Origin of the sequence: Delftia sp. UME58 (genome assembly GCF_014170385.1) — a bacterium.
GTDB lineage: Bacteria > Pseudomonadota > Gammaproteobacteria > Burkholderiales > Burkholderiaceae_C > Comamonas > Comamonas acidovorans.
This window is the reverse complement of record NZ_LZZV01000023.1, coordinates 47872-62173: the sequence shown is the minus strand read 5'-3', so window position 1 is coordinate 62173 and position 14302 is coordinate 47872. Positions and strand designations below refer to the sequence as shown.

The window sequence follows — 14302 nt, the reverse complement described above, 5'->3', positions numbered from 1 at the left end:
ACTGCCCCAATCACAGCAGCGGCACGGCCTCCATAGTCCTACCCACCCGCCAGCACGATCCGCCCCTTGCCCGCGCGCTTGGCCGCGTACATGGCCTCGTCGGCGCGCTGCAGGAGCTGGGTGGCATCTTCCCGGGCGGCATTGAGGGCAACGCCCATGCTGGCGCCGATCTGCACGGTGGCGCCTCCATGCAGGCGGATGGGCTGGCAGATGGAGGCCAGGCAGCGCTGCATGACCTGCAAGGCGTCTTCGGCGGAGGCCAGTTTGTCCAGCAGCAGCACGAATTCGTCTCCGCCCAGGCGGGCGACGCAGTCGGTTTCGCGGGCCTGGGTGGTGAGGCGGCGGGCAATGATGCGCAGCACTTCATCGCCGGCATCGTGTCCTTCGGTATCGTTGACCTGCTTGAAGCCGTCCAGGTCCATGAAGCAGACGGCCAGCTGGCCGGGGCCGCTGGCCTGGGCCAGCGCGCGCTGCAGCCGCGCCTGCAACGCGCGGCGGTTGGCCAGGCCGGTCAGCACGTCGTGCAATGCCTGGTGCTGGGCCGCCTGCTCGCCGCGCTTGAGGGCGTCGATGTCCACGAAGACCCATATCGATTCGCCATCGGCCAGGCCCGCGCCGCTGACATCGACCCAGAGCAGGCTGCCATCGCGGGTCTGCAACTGCATCTGGGTGTGGCATTTGCCGCCGGAGCGCAGTGCGCCATAGGCCAGTTCGCCGGAGCGTTCGTAGGTTTCCTCGTCCGGGTAGAGGATGCGGGCCGAGGTGCCCTGCAGCTCGCCGGCCGGGCGCTTGAGCATGCGCTGCATGGCCTGGTTGGTCCACAGCAGCCGGCGCTCGCGCAGGCGCGCCATGCCGATGAGGTCGTTGTCTATGAACAGTTCCTGCTGGCGCAGCAGTTCGGCGAGCCGGATGCGCGCCACGCGTTCGCGCTGCTGCAGCAGATAGAGGCTGACCGAACCCAGCGCGATCAGCGCGATGCTCAGGCCGGTGAGCGCCCAGGCACGCCAGGCCGATGCACGCCACCCCGCCAGGTAGCTTTCCGTGCCCAGGCCGGTGAAGACGGTCAGCGGATAGCCGGCCAGGCGCTGGTAGGCCGTGATGCGCTCCACGCCATCGAGCAGCGTGGGCGTGATGTACCAGCCAAGCTCCCGGTCATCGGCCAGGGCCCGGTGGTACTCGCCCGAGACTTCCGAGCCGCCGATGCCGGCCATGGGCTGGGGATCGCCTGCCGCGTAGCGGGCCACCAGCAGATCCTTGTCCGAACGCAGCGCAATGGCGCTGTCGGGCCCGAAGGCCTGGCGGCGGAACAGCGACTGGAAATGCTCGGCCGCGACGACCGCGTAGACGATGCCCTGGAAATCCCCGTCGCCGGATTGCAGCCGCCGCGCCAGCACGATGGCCCATTTCTTGAAGGAGTGGCTGACCAGCGGGTCGGAGACCACCATGCGGTCGGTGTTGCGCGCGCGGTCGAAGTAGCTTCGATCGGCCACGGAGAACGCCGGCTCATCCTCGTTGGCGGTCTGCAGGACCTGGCCATTGGCGTCGGTGACGCGCAGCGCCGTGACGAAGGGAACGAGGGCGCGCTGCTCCTGCAGGATTTCATAGAGGGCCAGCGCCGCCACGTCCGCGCCCTCCAGACTCCGGCTGCGGTAGCGGCCCGCGACGGTGGCCAGGGCGTTGTCCACCAGCCGCATCTCGGCGTTCAGCTCCAGGCTCAGGCTGCGCGCCTGGTTCCGGGTGACGGCAACGCCCAGGTCCAGGTCGGCCTGGTGGTTGGCACGCAGGCTCAACCAGGTGGCCAGGCCCAGCAGGCCGGCCACCAGCAGGTTGCCGAGCACCAGGCGCCGGAGCACCTTGTCGGAAAGAAGCCTCTTCATGGCGCCGGGTGTGCCTTTCCTTCGGGCTGGATGGGCATCGGGGTGGATGGACCGGCCCATTTTTAGCACAAGGCAGGAGCGCGCCATGCCAGGTCGCACGCCATGGCAGCGGCGCCTTTCGCCGCTGCGCCCGGCCCCTCAGGGCATGCGCCAGCTCAGGCCTGCGTAAACGGCCCGGCCATCTCCGGGAAAGTAGTAGGCACCGTCCACGCCGCGCACATTGGCCTGTACGGCCGTGGTCGCGGCATAGCGCCGGTCGGTCAGGTTGCGGCCTTCGACGAACCAGCTCCAGCCATCGCCCAGCGCCCCGCTCAAGCGCAGGTTGAGCAGCGCATAGCCATCGGAGGCCACGGTGTTGGCATGGTCCACCCAGGTGCGCGAGGGCAGCCACTCCAGGCCGGGCGCGACCGTGACCTGCTGCGTGGCCTTCCACTGCAGTTCGGCCCGCAGCAGGTGCGGCGGGATGCCGGCCAGGCGGCGGCGGCCGTAGACGGCGTCGTTGTCAAAGCGCAGGTCGCTGTAGAGGTACTGGGTGCGCAGCGACCAGCGCGGCGCAAGCCGTGCCTGCATGGACAGCTCCAGCCCCTGGTGGATGGTGCGGTCGGCATTGGTGGTGCCCAGGGCCGCGCCGCTGGCGTCGGTCAGCGCCAGCAGTTCGCGGCGCACGCGCGAGTGGTAGAGCGCGGCGTCCCAGGCCAGGGCCTCGCCGTGGCCGCGCCAGCCGGCCTCCACCGTGGTTGCGCTTTGCGCGCGCCCCAGCGGCAGCGAAGGCTGGTAGACCAGCTCGCCAATGGGCGGTGCCTCGAAGCTGCCGCTGATGTTGGCGTACCACTGCGACGTGGGCGTGGCCGCGAACAGCAGGCCCAGCTTGGGCGAGGTGTGGCTGAAATCCACGTCGTAGCTGGCGGCGGGCGCCAGCAGATTGTCCTGGCGGCGCTGGGCGCGCACGAACTGCAGGCCGGCCTGCAGCGCCCAGCGGGTGCTCAGGCCATGGCTGTATTCGCCATAGACCACGTCCTGCTGCGCCTTCACGCGCGTGCGCCCCGTGGACGTGCCGGCCGCGCCGCCCGCATTGGTGTAGCGCCATTCATCGCCATCGAGCTGCGCGCTGGAAAAGCCCAGCACCAGCCTGCGCGTGAGGCCACCGCCCTGCCCCAGCTCGGCCACCAGGCGCGAGTCCAGGCCCGTGTCGCGCATGTCCTGCTGGACGATGCCCATGGTCATGGGGTGGAAGCGGTCGCGCTGCGCGGAGAACAGCGAAGTTGTCCAGCGCAGGCCTTCGCGCGGCTGCCAGTCCATGCGCAGGGCGCCGCGCGTCTGGCGATAGTTGTTGCCGGCGTCCTGCGCCACATAGCCGGGCGCGGCCTGGCGCGGATTGGCCAGCATGGCCGCGCGCGTGAGGCTGCCGGGCATCTGCATGTCGGCATCCACATGGGACAGGAAGGCGCGCAGCTCCAGCGTATCGGTGAGCTGCAGGCCCACATTGCCGGACAGGCGCTGCGTGCGCCAGGCCGACTGTTCGCGCCAGCCGTCCTGCTCGCTGCGGCCGATGTTCAGCAGGCCATCCACCCGATCGCCACGACCCGCCAGCTGGGCCTGTGCCTGCCGCTGGCCGAACGATCCGGCCTGCAGCCGCAGCGATGCGGCAGGCGCCGTCAACCCGGTGGGCGAGACAAAGTTGATCGCGCCGCCCAGGCTGCTGGCGCCGTACTCCAGCGCATTGGCGCCACGCCAGACCTCGACATGCTGGGCCGCCATGGGGTCGATGGACTGGAAGTCCGCCGCGCCATCGGCCTGGTTCAGCGGTATGCCGTCCTGGTAGAGCTGTATGCCGCGCATCAGGTAGCCGCGCTGCACGCCCGAGCCGCGGATGGACAGCCGCGTCTCCGGGCCGTGGCGCGTCTGTGCGAGCACGCCGGGCGTGTAGGCCAGTGCATCGGCGGCGGTGCTGGCGCGCCCGGCCGCGTAGCTGGCTGCATCGATGACGGCCGTGCCGCCTGCGCGCTGCGACAGTTCATCGCGCGCAGCCTGCACGGCCTGGGCGGCACGCGCCTCGGGCGTGGCGGCGGCGCCACTGGCGCGCACCTCCACATCCGCAAGAACAGGTTCTGCCTGGGCCAGGGCGGAGGATGCCGCGCAAAGGCCTGCGGCGCCGGCCAGAGAAAGTGCAAAGCTCTTCATGCCGCCCCCAGGATCTGGCGCAGATCGGCCGCGCAGTCCTGCGCGTCCTGCTCATGGCGGAACGCCACGCGCAGCCGGCCCTCGGGATCGAACACATAGGTGATGGCCGAGTGGTCCATGGTGTAGGACGCACCCGTGGGCACCTTCTTGTAGAAGACCTTGAATTCCCTGGCGACCTCGGCCGTCTGCGCCTCGTCACCGCGCAGCGCGACAAAGCCGGGGTCGAAGGCGCCCACATAGGCCTTGAGCACCTGGGCCGTATCGCGCTCGGGATCGATGGTGATGAAGGCCACGGCCAGCCGCGTGCCATCGGCCCCCAGCAACTGGCGGATCTCCAGCGCGCGCGTCAGCGCCGTGGGGCAGACATCGGGGCATTGGGTGAAGCCGAAAAAGACCATCAGGGCCTGGCCCTTGAAGTCGGCCAGCGTGCGCTCGCGTCCATCGGCATCGCGCAGGCGGAAGTCCCGGCCGTACTGCGCGCCGGTGAGGTCGATGCCCTTGAACGGCACGGTGGCGGGCTTGCAGCCGGCCAGCAGCGCCAGTGCGGCCAGGCCGCCGCCAAGGCAGGCACGGCGAGACAGGGCAACGGGAGCAACGGATGGGAGGGTCGAAGAAAAATCGGCGGCGCGCTGCGGCACCGCATGGCAATCGGAACGGAACATGGCTTCCCTGCATGGAATCTTGGCGGAGCCGCAGCGCCAAGGCTGCGCCCGGCCGGTGCGGCAATGTTCTGAGACAGGCAAGCGGCCAGAAAGCTCCAGACCACGCTGGACAGCGCTGGACGGCAGCCAATGCCTCAGGCGATCGACAACGGCAAGGGAGGCCCGCGCGGCGGCAGCGGCGCGCCGACCAGGGAGGCAATGCGTGCGGAGACGATGGGCTGCAGCGCGCGGCCCAGCGGCTGCGGTTGCGCCCAGGAGGGGGAGACATGCGCGGGCGGCGGCGTCACCGCCAGGCACAGAGGGCAGTCCAGCGAATGCTGGGCAGACACCGCCTGCCCCTCTTGGCCATTGACCACCACCAGCTTGACGCTGCCGCCTGCCGTGCAGACCAGCTCCATGGCCTGGGGATGCACCAGGGGCGATGCCACCGCCATGCCCAGCGTCAACGCGAACCACGCCATGACCAGGCGGGCCAGTGAGACGGAGTTGCGCAGGGCGTGCATGGCTGGGGATTATGGGGCTGAGATGCCGGATATGCGTGGTATCCGTAGCCGCCTGCCCGCATGGGCCATCCCATAATCGCCTTTTCCCCAAGCAGTGACCGCCATGTCGAAACTCCATGTTGTGCAGCAGGGCCAAGGCCCGGCCCTCGTTCTGAGCCACGCGCTCGGTTGTGACCTCCAGATGTGGGACGGCGTTGCCCAGGCGCTGGAAGACCGCTTCACCGTGGTGCGCTACGACCACCGGGGCCACGGCCGCTCGCCCGCCATCGGCGAGGCCTTCGACATGAACGACCTGGCAGACGACGCAGCCGGCGTGATCGAGGCGCTGGGCCACGGGCCGGTGCACTTCGTGGGCCTGTCCATGGGCGGGATGACGGCCCAGGCCCTGGCCGTGCGCCATCCGGCGCTGGTGCGCAGCATCACCATCGCCAATTCGGCCAGCTACTACGACGAGGCCGCGCGCGCAGGCTGGCAGGCGCGCATTGCCACCGTGCACGACCAGGGCGTGGCGGTGATTGCCGACGGCGCCATGCAGCGCTGGTTCACCCCCGAGTTCCGTACCGGGCAGGCGGCCCGCGTGGCCGCCTTGCGCGCAGGGCTGGAGGCTTTGGCGGCCAAGCCCTATGCGGCGGCCTGTGCGGCCGTGGGCGGCATCGATTTTCGCGAGAGCAATCGGCGCATCGCCTGCCCTGCGCTGGTCATTGCGGGCAGTCGCGATGAGGCCACGCCGCCTGCCCTGTCCGAGGACATGCAGGCGCAGATTCCGGGCGCGCAGCTGGTGTCGCTGCCCGCCGCGCATTTGAGTGCCGTGGAACTGCCCGTGGAGTTTGCGCAGTTGGTGAGCGACTTTGTCGCGCAGATCCGCTAGATCTGCAGTCCCACCCGGGCGGATGGGCGCTGAGCGAAGTCGCTATCGTGGAGGGCATCACGGAAGGCACCACGGCCGGCATCACGGCCGACAGATCAACTCCGCCACGTCCATCAGCAGGGCTTCATCGATCTGCTCGCGCAGGTCCACCGCCAGCCTGCGCCGGTAGAACACGCCCAGGTCCAGCCCCACGCCCAGCGCGCGGATCTGCACGTCGCCCGCGCGCTCGTGCCGGGCGATGACCTGGCGCAGGTGCTGGTCCAGGTAGTGCTCGTCGTTGGCCTGGTGCGTGGCCGTGTCCATGGGGCAGCCGTCCGAGATGACGAGCAGGACGCGGCGCTGCGCGGGCTGCGCCAGCAGCCGCTCGCAGGCCCATTCCACGGCCTCGCCGTCCACGCCCTCGCGAAAGAGGTCGGGCCTGCGCAGCGCGGCAATGCCGTGGCGGGCGTGGCGCCAGGGTTTGGCGGCGTCCTTGAAGACGATGTGCAGCCGCTCGTTGAGCCGGCCCGGGATGTGGGGCTGGCCCGCGCGCTGCCAGTCGCGGCGGGCGCGGCCGCCGTTCCAGGCCTGGGTGGAAAAGCCCAGCACGTCCACCGGCACGCCGGCCATGGACAGCGCGCGGCCCAGCAGGTCCACCAGCAGGGACAACTGGCGCGCATGCGCCTTCATCGAGCCCGAGCAGTCCAGCAGGACGGCCACGGCCGCATCGCTGACGGGGCGCGGCAGCTCGTTCCTGAAGATGGCGCGCTGCTGCGGATCGCTGACCAGTTGCGCCAGCCGGCTTCCATCCAGGTGGCCATCCTCCAGGCCGAACTGCCAGCCGTCGTGGCGCGGCACGGCCAGGCGCTGCTGCAGGTGGCGGGCCAGCCGGCCCGCATGCAAGCCGCTGCGCGCCAGTTCCTCATCCATCTGCCCGCGGAACTCGGCCAGTTGCGCTGCGCGGATCAGCTCGGCCGCCTGCGCCTCGCGGTCATAGGCGCGCGTGAACACGCGGTAGCTGTGGGCCGAGCCGGCCCAGGCGCGGCTGTCGCCGCTGAGCGCCACGGGCGGCGCATCCAGGCTTTGCGATTCAAAGTGCAGCGGCAGCGCGAAGCTGCCGCGCCGGCGCGGCCCGCCAGCGCCGCGCGGCGCCTCTTCCTGGGCTGACCGCACGGCCTGGCCCACCCAGCGGCTGATGGCCAGGGCCGGCGCAATGAAGGCCTGCTGGTCCTGCCGGTGGCGGCGCAGCAGGGCCCACTGCGCGCCCAGTTGCGCCGACAGGCCGGCGCGCGTGGCCTCGGCCAGGTCGGCCAGGGCATCGGGCGGCTCATGTCCGCTCAGGCGGCTCCAGGCGGTCAGCGCCACGGTGAACAGCAAAATGCCCAGGCTGCTTTCGGTCAGGCCCGAATCGGCAAAGGCCTGGCTCCAGTGCACAAAGCGCGCATGCAGGTTGGCGCGTGCGCCCGGCCATTCCTCTGGCGCCAGGCTTTCCACGCGCAACTGCTCCAGCAGCTCGAACACCAGCCGCTCCACCGGGTCGCCGGGAAGGTGGCGCGCGTGCAGCGCGGCATCGCTCAGGCGAAGGCGCAGGCTGGCACCGTCGAGCAGGCCGCGCTGGTCGGCCAATCGGGCCGGCACATCGGATTGGTGGGCCGCTGCCAGCACCACGGGCGCCGTGCCCCGGTACAGCGTCTGCCCGCTCCACTGCAGCGAGGCATCGCCCGCCATGGCGCGCAAGAGCGGCCCGCCCCAGGCCTCCATGCGCGCCAGCGAAGGGGATGCCTCAGCAGGCATGGGCGGGCTCGTCGCGCAGCGCCAGTTCCTGGCCGAAGCAGCGCTGGAAATACTCGGCCACGATGGCCCGCTCGGCCGGCTCGCACTTGTTGAGGAAGGACAGCTCGAAGGCCAGCCGCAGGTCGTGGAAGATCTGCGCGTTCTCGGCCCAGGTGATGACGGTGCGCGGCGACATCAGCAGCGACAGGTCGCCCACCGCAAAGCCCTTGCGCGTGAGCGCGGCCAGCGCCACCATGGCGGCCACCTGCTCGCGCCCCTGCGGCGTGGCCAACTGCGGCACGCGCGCCAGCACGATGGCGGCTTCCTCGGCCGGCGCCAGGTAGTCCAGGCTGGTGACCAGGTTCCAGCGGTCGAGCTGGGCGTGGTTGAGCATCTGCGTGCCGTGGTACAGGCCGCTGAGGTTGCCCTGGCCCAGGGTGTTCATGGTGGCGAAGAGGCGGAACTGCGCATGCGGCTGGAGCACGCGCTTTTGGTCCAGCAGGGTGAAGCTGCCCTCGCGTTCGAGCACGCGCTGGATGACGAACATCACGTCGGGCCGGCCCGCGTCGTATTCATCGAAGACCAGGGCCACGGGCCGCTGCAGCGCCCAGGGCAGGATGCCTTCCTGGAACTGCGTGACCTGGCGGCCCTCCTGCAGCACGATGGCGTCCTTGCCCACCAGGTCCAGCCGGCTGATGTGGCCGTCGAGGTTGACGCGCACGCAGGGCCAGTTCAGTCGCGCCGCCACCTGCTCGATATGGGTGGACTTGCCCGTGCCGTGCAGCCCCTGGATGACCACGCGCCGGTTGTGCGCAAAGCCGGCCAGGATGGCCAGCGTGGCCTGCGGGTTGAAGCGGTAGGCCGGGTCCACGGCCGGCACATGCTCGCTGCGCTCGGCAAAGGCCGGCACCTGCATGTCGGTGTCCAGGCCGAAGGTCTCGCGCACGCCAAGTGTGCGCGTGGGATGCATCAGGGTCAGCTCAGTCATCGTCAGGGGCTCCCGGGGGGACTTCGTCGTTGATGCGCGCAATCGCCTCGGCCGCCGCGCGCAGTTGGGGAAGAAAGGACAGCGCCCGCTCGCGGGTGAAACGCATGATGGGCGCCTGCACGGCCAGCCCCATGTTCGAGGGGCCGCCCTGGATGGAGGGCACGAGCACGCCCAGGCACAGCAGGCCGGGCAGGAATTCCTCGTTGTCGAAGGCATGGCCCTGGGCGCGCACCTGGTCCAGTTCGGCGTCCAGCGCGTCGAAGGCCGTCAGCGTGTTGGCCGTGAAGCCCTCCAGCGGCACGGCCGACAGCAGCCGCCTGCGCTGCGCGGGCGCCATCTGGCTCAGGAACAGCTTGCCCGTGGCCGAGCAATGGGCCGGCACGCGCGAGCCCGGGTGCAGATAAAAGCGCAGCGGCGCGGGCGTCTCCACCCGGTCCAGGTAGAGCACCTCGCTGCCCGAGAAGGCGGTGATGTTGCAGCTCTCGCCGATGTCGCGCACCAGCTGGGCCAGCACCGCATGGCGTGCGCCATGCGTGGTGTTGTTGAGCAGCACGCTCTCGGCCAGCCGCATCAGCCGCCGGCCCGTGCCGTAGTGCCGGCCATTGCCCTCGCGCTGCAGGATGCCCGCGCCCTCGAGCTGCTGGAGCATGCGGTGCATGGTGGGCTTGGGCAGGCCTGTCTCCTCGACCATGGTCTGCAGCGTGAAGGGCTCGTTCTTCTGCGCAATCGCCTCCAGCAGCGCGAACAGCCGCAGGTTGGGCGTGTCGCCATCGATACGGGCAGGGATGGGGTCACGGGTGTTCATGGTGTTGGTCATCATATGTTCTTCAATTTTTCGAGTCAATTTGTTCCGAAAAAAGAAATTTGTTTGACATCCGGGCGAACTCAGTCCTAGACTTGCGCCGTGATTTCTTTTTTCGGAACTAAAAGTTCCATTTTCAAGGAGACAACATGACTGCAGCCAACAATCGTACGGTGGTCGAAGGCGTCCAGAAGATGACCCCTTCCGAAGCCTTTGTGGAGACCTGTGTGGCCAACGGCGTCACGGAGATGTTCGGCATCATGGGCTCGGCCTTCATGGATGCCATGGACATCTTCGCGCCCGCCGGCATCCGCCTGATCCCCGTGGTGCACGAGCAGGGCGCGGCCCACATGGCCGATGGCTATGCGCGCGTCTCGGGCCGCCATGGCGTGGTGATCGGGCAGAACGGCCCCGGCATCAGCAACTGCGTGACCGCCATCGCGGCCGCCTACTGGGCCCACAGCCCCGTGGTCATGATCACGCCCGAGACCGGCACCATGGGCATGGGCCTGGGGGGCTTTCAGGAAGCCAACCAGCTGCCCATGTTCCAGGAGTTCACCAAGTACCAGGGCCATGTCTGCAACCCCAAGCGCATGGCCGAGTTCACGGCCCGCTGCTTTGACCGCGCCATCTCCGAGATGGGCCCCACCCAGCTGAACATTCCGCGCGACTACTTCTACGGCGAAGTGCAGTGCGAAATCCCCAAGCCCATGCGCGTGGAGCGCGGCTCGGGCGGCGAAAACAGCCTGCAGGCCGCCACGGAACTGCTGGCCACGGCCAAGTTCCCCGTGATCCTGGCCGGCGGCGGCGTGGTCATGGGCGATGCGGTCGAGGAATGCAGGCAGCTGGCCGAGCGCCTGGGCGCACCCGTGGTCACGGGCTATCTGCGCAATGACGCCTTCCCCGCCAAGCACCCGCTGTGGGCCGGCCCGCTGGGCTACCAGGGCTCCAAGGCCGCGATGAAGCTCATCGCCCAGGCCGACGTGGTGATCGCGCTGGGCTCGCGCATGGGCCCCTTCGGCACCCTGCCCCAGCACGGCATGGACTACTGGCCCAAGAACGCCAGGATCATCCAGGTCGAGGCCGACCACACCAACCTGGGCCTGGTCAAGAAGATCTCGGTCGGCATCCACGGCGACGCCAAGGCCGTGGCGCGCGAGCTGGGCCGCCGCCTGCAGGGCCAGACCCTGGCCTGCGACGCCACCAAGGCCGCGCGCGCCGACACCATCGCCACCGAGAAGGCGGCCTGGGAGAAGGAGCTGGACGAGTGGACGCATGAGCGCGACCCCTACAGCCTGGACATGATCGAAGAGGCCAAGGGCGAGCGCACGCCCACGGGCGGCCAGTACCTGCACCCGCGCCAGGTGCTGCGCGAGCTGGAAAAGGCCATGCCGCCGCGTGTGATGGTCTCCACCGACATCGGCAACATCAACTCCGTGGCCAACAGCTACCTGCGCTTCGACGAGCCGCGCAGCTTCTTCGCGCCCATGAGCTTCGGCAACTGCGGCTATGCCCTGCCCACCATCATCGGCGCCAAGTGCGCGGCGCCCGACCGCCCGGCCATCGCCTACGCCGGCGACGGCGCCTGGGGCATGAGCATGGTGGAGATCATGACCGCCGTGCGCCATGACATTCCCGTCACGGCCGTGGTCTTCCACAACCGCCAGTGGGGCGCGGAGAAGAAGAACCAGGTGGATTTCTACAACCGCCGCTTCGTGGCCGGCGAGCTGGAAAGCGAGAGCTTCGCGGCGATTGCCAGCGCCATGGGTGCCGAGAGCATCGTGGTCGACCAGATCGAGGACGTGGGCCCGGCGCTGCAAAAGGCCATCGACCTGCAGATGAACCACGGCAAGACCTGCGTGATCGAGGTGATGTGCACGCGCGAACTGGGCGACCCGTTCCGCCGCGATGCGCTGGCCAAGCCCGTGCGCTTCCTGGAAAAGTACAAAGATTTCGTCTGAAGCTGTCTGACACCCCCTGAGGCGCTGCGCGCCTTCCCCCTCTCTACCCGCTGCGCGGGGGAGGGGGACGACACCCTCGGTGCGGGGCGGCCCTTCCTCGGTGTCCCTGGGATGGGCCGCGCCGGTTTCATGCGCCTGGGTGAAGCGCAAGGCCCTCGAAAGCCGATTCCCAGATTCCCTGCGTTGCTCGCGCCGGGCCCTGTACTTTCCCGCAGGAGCTTTCATGGTCCCCCCACTTTCACTCGCCGTGGCCGCCGATGATGCGCCCGCCACGCCCCGTCCCCATCTCCAGCACTTGCTGGACCAGGCCAAGGCGCAAGGCCCCATTCCGGTGGCCGTGGCCTATCCCTGCGATGCAGGCTCGCTGCAGGCGGCCATGCAGGCCGCGCAGGCGGGCCTGATCACGCCGCTGCTGGTGGGCCCCGAGGCACGCATCCGGGCGGCGGCCCAGGCAGCCGGGCTGGATCTGGCGGGAGCGTCCATCCACTCCACAGCCGACGACCCACGCGCGGCGGCGGCCCAAGCGGCGGCGCTGTGCGGCAGCGGCCAGGCCCGCGCGCTGATGAAGGGCAGCCTGCACAGTGACGAATTGCTGGGCGCCGCCGTGGCGCGCGAGGCCGGCCTGCGCGGCAGCCGCCGCGCCAGCCATGTGTTCGTGATGGACCTGCCGGGCTTCGAGCGCCCGCTGCTGATGACCGACTGCGTGGTCAACATCTTCCCCTCGCTGATGGACAAGCGCGACATTGCGCAGAACGCCATCGACCTGGCCCGTGCCATCGGCATTGCCCGGCCGCGCGTGGCCGTGCTCTCGGCGGTGGAGACGGTCAATCCCGCCATCCCCGGCACCATCGACGCGGCCGCGCTGTGCAAGATGGCCGACCGGGGGCAGATCAGCGGCGCCATCCTCGACGGGCCGCTGGCCTACGACAACGCCATCTCGCTGCGCTCGGCGCATCACAAGGGCATCGTCTCCGATGTGGCCGGCCAGCCCGACGTGCTGCTGGTGCCCAGCCTGGAGGCAGGCAACATGATCTACAAGCAGCTGGTCTACATGGCCGACGCCGAATGCGCGGGCCTGGTGCTGGGCATGCGCGTGCCCATCGTGCTGACCAGCCGTTCGGACTCGGTGGCCAGCCGCATCGCCTCCTGCGCGCTGGCCGTGCTGGCCGATGCGGCGGGCGGCAAGGAGCAGCCATGAGCCAGGTCCAAGCCCCTTTGGCAGCACAGCCGTCCGTGCCGCGCATGCTGCAATGGCTGAAGCTCCTGCCCGGCACGGGCCTGTCGGGCGTGATTGCGCTGGCAGCCACCTTCGTCTCCACCCTGCACGGCGGGCCGCAGCTGCTGTTCGCGCTGTTCTTCGGCGTGGCCTTCCACTTCCTGAGCCAGGACGCGCGCGCCAAGCCCGGCATCGAGTTCTGCGCACGCGGCGTGCTGCGCCTGGGCGTGGGCCTGCTGGGCGCGCGCATCACAGCCACGCAGATCGCGGGCCTGGGCTGGACCACGGCGCTGATCGTCATCGCCGCCGTGGTCACCACGCTGCTGTGCGGCACGCTGCTGGGCCGGCGCCTGGGCCTGACGCGCCCGCAGGGCGTGCTGTCGGGCGGCGCGGTGGCCATCTGCGGCGCCTCGGCCGCGCTGGCCATCTCCTCGGTGCTGCCGCGCGACAAGGACAGCGACCGCTTCACGCTCACCGTGGTGGTCACGGTCACGGTGCTGTCCACGGCCGCCATGGTGCTGTACCCGCTGGTGGCGCGCGCCCTGCACCTGCCGCCCGAGCTGGCGGGCCTGTTCATCGGCGGCACCATCCACGACGTGGCCCAGGTGGTGGGCGCGGGCTACACCATCGACCAGGCCACGGGCGACTACGCCACCATCGTCAAGCTGTTCCGCGTGTCCATGCTGGCCGTGGTGGTGGTCATGGTCTCGGCCCTGTTCAAGCGCCAGCGCGAGGCTGCGGCCGAGCAGCACCACGGCAAGAAGCCGGGCCTGGTGCCCTGGTTCCTGTGGGTGTTCGTCGCGCTGGTGGCCATCAACTCGCTGGGCTGGGTGCCGCCAGGCCTGCAGCACCAGTTGAGCGACCTCTCGCGCAACTGCCTGGTGCTGGCCATTGCGGCCCTGGGCCTGAAGACCTCGTTCCAGCAACTGGCGCAGGCCGGCTGGCGGCCTTTTGCACTGCTGGTGGTGGAGACGCTGTGGATGGCGGCCTTTGTGCTGATCGCCATCGAGATCGAGATGCGCTGACGCCTGCACAGGCCCTCGCTGGTAGAGGCCCGCCTTGCGCGGGCCTTTGTCATGGCGCCGCCACACATCGCTTGATGGGCATGCACCAGGATGATACATTCGCACACAAATTTTTGATCCACCTCAACGACCCACCGCGCCGTGAACGTTTTTCGCAAGCAAGCCGGCAGATTCCGCAGGCTTACCGCCACCCAAGTCCTCACCCTTCTGCGCAGGCAGCAACCCCGGCAAGCCGCCTTGCTGCGGCTGCTGCCCTGCCTGGTGATGCTGGCCGTGTGCGCGGTGCTGCTGGATTCCCTGCTGCCCATTCCGCTGTGGGCCGTCGTCAGCCTGACCGTGGTCATGGCCGCCTACACCGCCCACAACTGCCAGGCCTTTGTCGCCACCCAGCGCAGAAAGTCCACGCTGCGCCATCTCGCTCGCTCCTGCCTGCTGCACGCCGGCTGAACACAAGTTCCCCTGGGTGC

Annotated in this window: 12 protein-coding genes; 5 read left to right on the top strand and 7 right to left on the bottom strand. The window is 69.5% G+C overall.

Going from position 1 to position 14302, the window contains the following annotated elements; genetic code table 11:
* Window positions 1-38 precede the first annotated feature (38 nt).
* From A9976_RS09890 to A9976_RS09875, 4 genes are all read right to left on the bottom strand, one after another.
* Window positions 39-1877: a diguanylate cyclase domain-containing protein gene (locus A9976_RS09890; RefSeq protein WP_183018862.1), complete on the bottom strand. Its 1839-nt coding sequence runs from the start codon at window positions 1875-1877 to the stop codon at window positions 39-41.
* A gap of 138 nt (window positions 1878-2015) precedes the next feature.
* Window positions 2016-4058 carry a TonB-dependent receptor gene (locus A9976_RS09885; RefSeq protein WP_183018861.1) on the bottom strand — a complete coding sequence of 681 codons (2043 nt, stop codon included), beginning with the start codon at window positions 4056-4058 and terminating at the stop codon, window positions 2016-2018.
* The gene (locus tag A9976_RS09880; RefSeq protein ID WP_183018860.1) at window positions 4055-4720 is read right to left on the bottom strand and encodes an SCO family protein; all 666 of its coding nucleotides are present in this window, start codon (window positions 4718-4720) and stop codon (window positions 4055-4057) included. The genes A9976_RS09885 and A9976_RS09880 overlap by 4 nt, the downstream gene beginning before the upstream one ends.
* Window positions 4721-4854: 134 nt before the next feature.
* Entirely contained in the window at window positions 4855-5223 is a 369-nt protein-coding gene (locus tag A9976_RS09875; RefSeq protein ID WP_183018859.1) for a DUF2946 family protein, read from the bottom strand.
* Between the two features lie 103 nt (window positions 5224-5326).
* On the opposite strand from A9976_RS09875, the gene A9976_RS09870 reads away from it, so the two are divergent.
* Window positions 5327-6091, top strand: a complete 765-nt coding sequence (locus A9976_RS09870; protein ID WP_183018858.1) for an alpha/beta fold hydrolase — start codon at window positions 5327-5329, stop codon at window positions 6089-6091.
* Between the two features lie 81 nt (window positions 6092-6172).
* Here A9976_RS09870 and A9976_RS09865 read toward each other — a convergent pair whose 3' ends face one another.
* Genes A9976_RS09865 through A9976_RS09855 form a run of 3 tightly spaced genes read right to left on the bottom strand, consistent with a single transcriptional unit; the run spans window position 6173 to window position 9651 of the window.
* On the bottom strand, window positions 6173-7864 hold the full coding sequence (locus tag A9976_RS09865) for a cobaltochelatase CobT-related protein (RefSeq protein WP_183018857.1): 1692 nt from the start codon (window positions 7862-7864) through the stop codon (window positions 6173-6175).
* Entirely contained in the window at window positions 7854-8831 is a 978-nt protein-coding gene (locus A9976_RS09860) for an AAA family ATPase (RefSeq protein ID WP_013803829.1), read from the bottom strand. Before A9976_RS09860 ends, A9976_RS09865 begins: the two co-directional genes overlap by 11 nt.
* Complete coding sequence (locus tag A9976_RS09855) at window positions 8824-9651, bottom strand: IclR family transcriptional regulator (RefSeq protein ID WP_012203918.1); 828 nt, start codon at window positions 9649-9651, stop codon at window positions 8824-8826. The genes A9976_RS09860 and A9976_RS09855 overlap by 8 nt, the downstream gene beginning before the upstream one ends.
* Window positions 9652-9782: 131 nt before the next feature.
* Here A9976_RS09855 and xsc point away from each other — a divergent pair, with 131 nt between their 5' ends.
* From xsc to A9976_RS09835, 4 genes are all read left to right on the top strand, one after another.
* Window positions 9783-11594, top strand: a complete 1812-nt coding sequence (gene xsc, locus A9976_RS09850; RefSeq protein WP_183018856.1) for a sulfoacetaldehyde acetyltransferase — start codon at window positions 9783-9785, stop codon at window positions 11592-11594.
* A 223-nt stretch (window positions 11595-11817) separates the two neighbouring features.
* Window positions 11818-12792 (top strand): bifunctional enoyl-CoA hydratase/phosphate acetyltransferase, encoded by a 975-nt coding sequence (locus A9976_RS09845; protein ID WP_183018855.1) that lies wholly within the window; start codon window positions 11818-11820, stop codon window positions 12790-12792.
* Entirely contained in the window at window positions 12789-13835 is a 1047-nt protein-coding gene (locus A9976_RS09840) for a YeiH family protein (RefSeq protein ID WP_183018854.1), read from the top strand. Before A9976_RS09845 ends, A9976_RS09840 begins: the two co-directional genes overlap by 4 nt.
* A 237-nt stretch (window positions 13836-14072) precedes the next feature.
* Window positions 14073-14282: a hypothetical protein gene (locus A9976_RS09835; protein WP_259649158.1), complete on the top strand. Its 210-nt coding sequence runs from the start codon at window positions 14073-14075 to the stop codon at window positions 14280-14282.
* Window positions 14283-14302 lie beyond the last annotated feature (20 nt).

Coding starts and splice junctions, on each gene's coding strand:
- xsc (WP_183018856.1), top strand. CDS start 9,783: ATGACTGCAGCCAACAATCGTACGGTGGTCGAAGGCGTCCAGAAGATG.
- A9976_RS09890 (WP_183018862.1), bottom strand. CDS start 1,877: ATGAAGAGGCTTCTTTCCGACAAGGTGCTCCGGCGCCTGGTGCTCGGC.
- A9976_RS09855 (WP_012203918.1), bottom strand. CDS start 9,651: ATGATGACCAACACCATGAACACCCGTGACCCCATCCCTGCCCGTATC.
- A9976_RS09845 (WP_183018855.1), top strand. CDS start 11,818: ATGGTCCCCCCACTTTCACTCGCCGTGGCCGCCGATGATGCGCCCGCC.
- A9976_RS09880 (WP_183018860.1), bottom strand. CDS start 4,720: ATGTTCCGTTCCGATTGCCATGCGGTGCCGCAGCGCGCCGCCGATTTT.
- A9976_RS09840 (WP_183018854.1), top strand. CDS start 12,789: ATGAGCCAGGTCCAAGCCCCTTTGGCAGCACAGCCGTCCGTGCCGCGC.
- A9976_RS09870 (WP_183018858.1), top strand. CDS start 5,327: ATGTCGAAACTCCATGTTGTGCAGCAGGGCCAAGGCCCGGCCCTCGTT.
- A9976_RS09865 (WP_183018857.1), bottom strand. CDS start 7,864: ATGCCTGCTGAGGCATCCCCTTCGCTGGCGCGCATGGAGGCCTGGGGC.
- A9976_RS09885 (WP_183018861.1), bottom strand. CDS start 4,058: ATGAAGAGCTTTGCACTTTCTCTGGCCGGCGCCGCAGGCCTTTGCGCG.
- A9976_RS09875 (WP_183018859.1), bottom strand. CDS start 5,223: ATGCACGCCCTGCGCAACTCCGTCTCACTGGCCCGCCTGGTCATGGCG.
- A9976_RS09860 (WP_013803829.1), bottom strand. CDS start 8,831: ATGACTGAGCTGACCCTGATGCATCCCACGCGCACACTTGGCGTGCGC.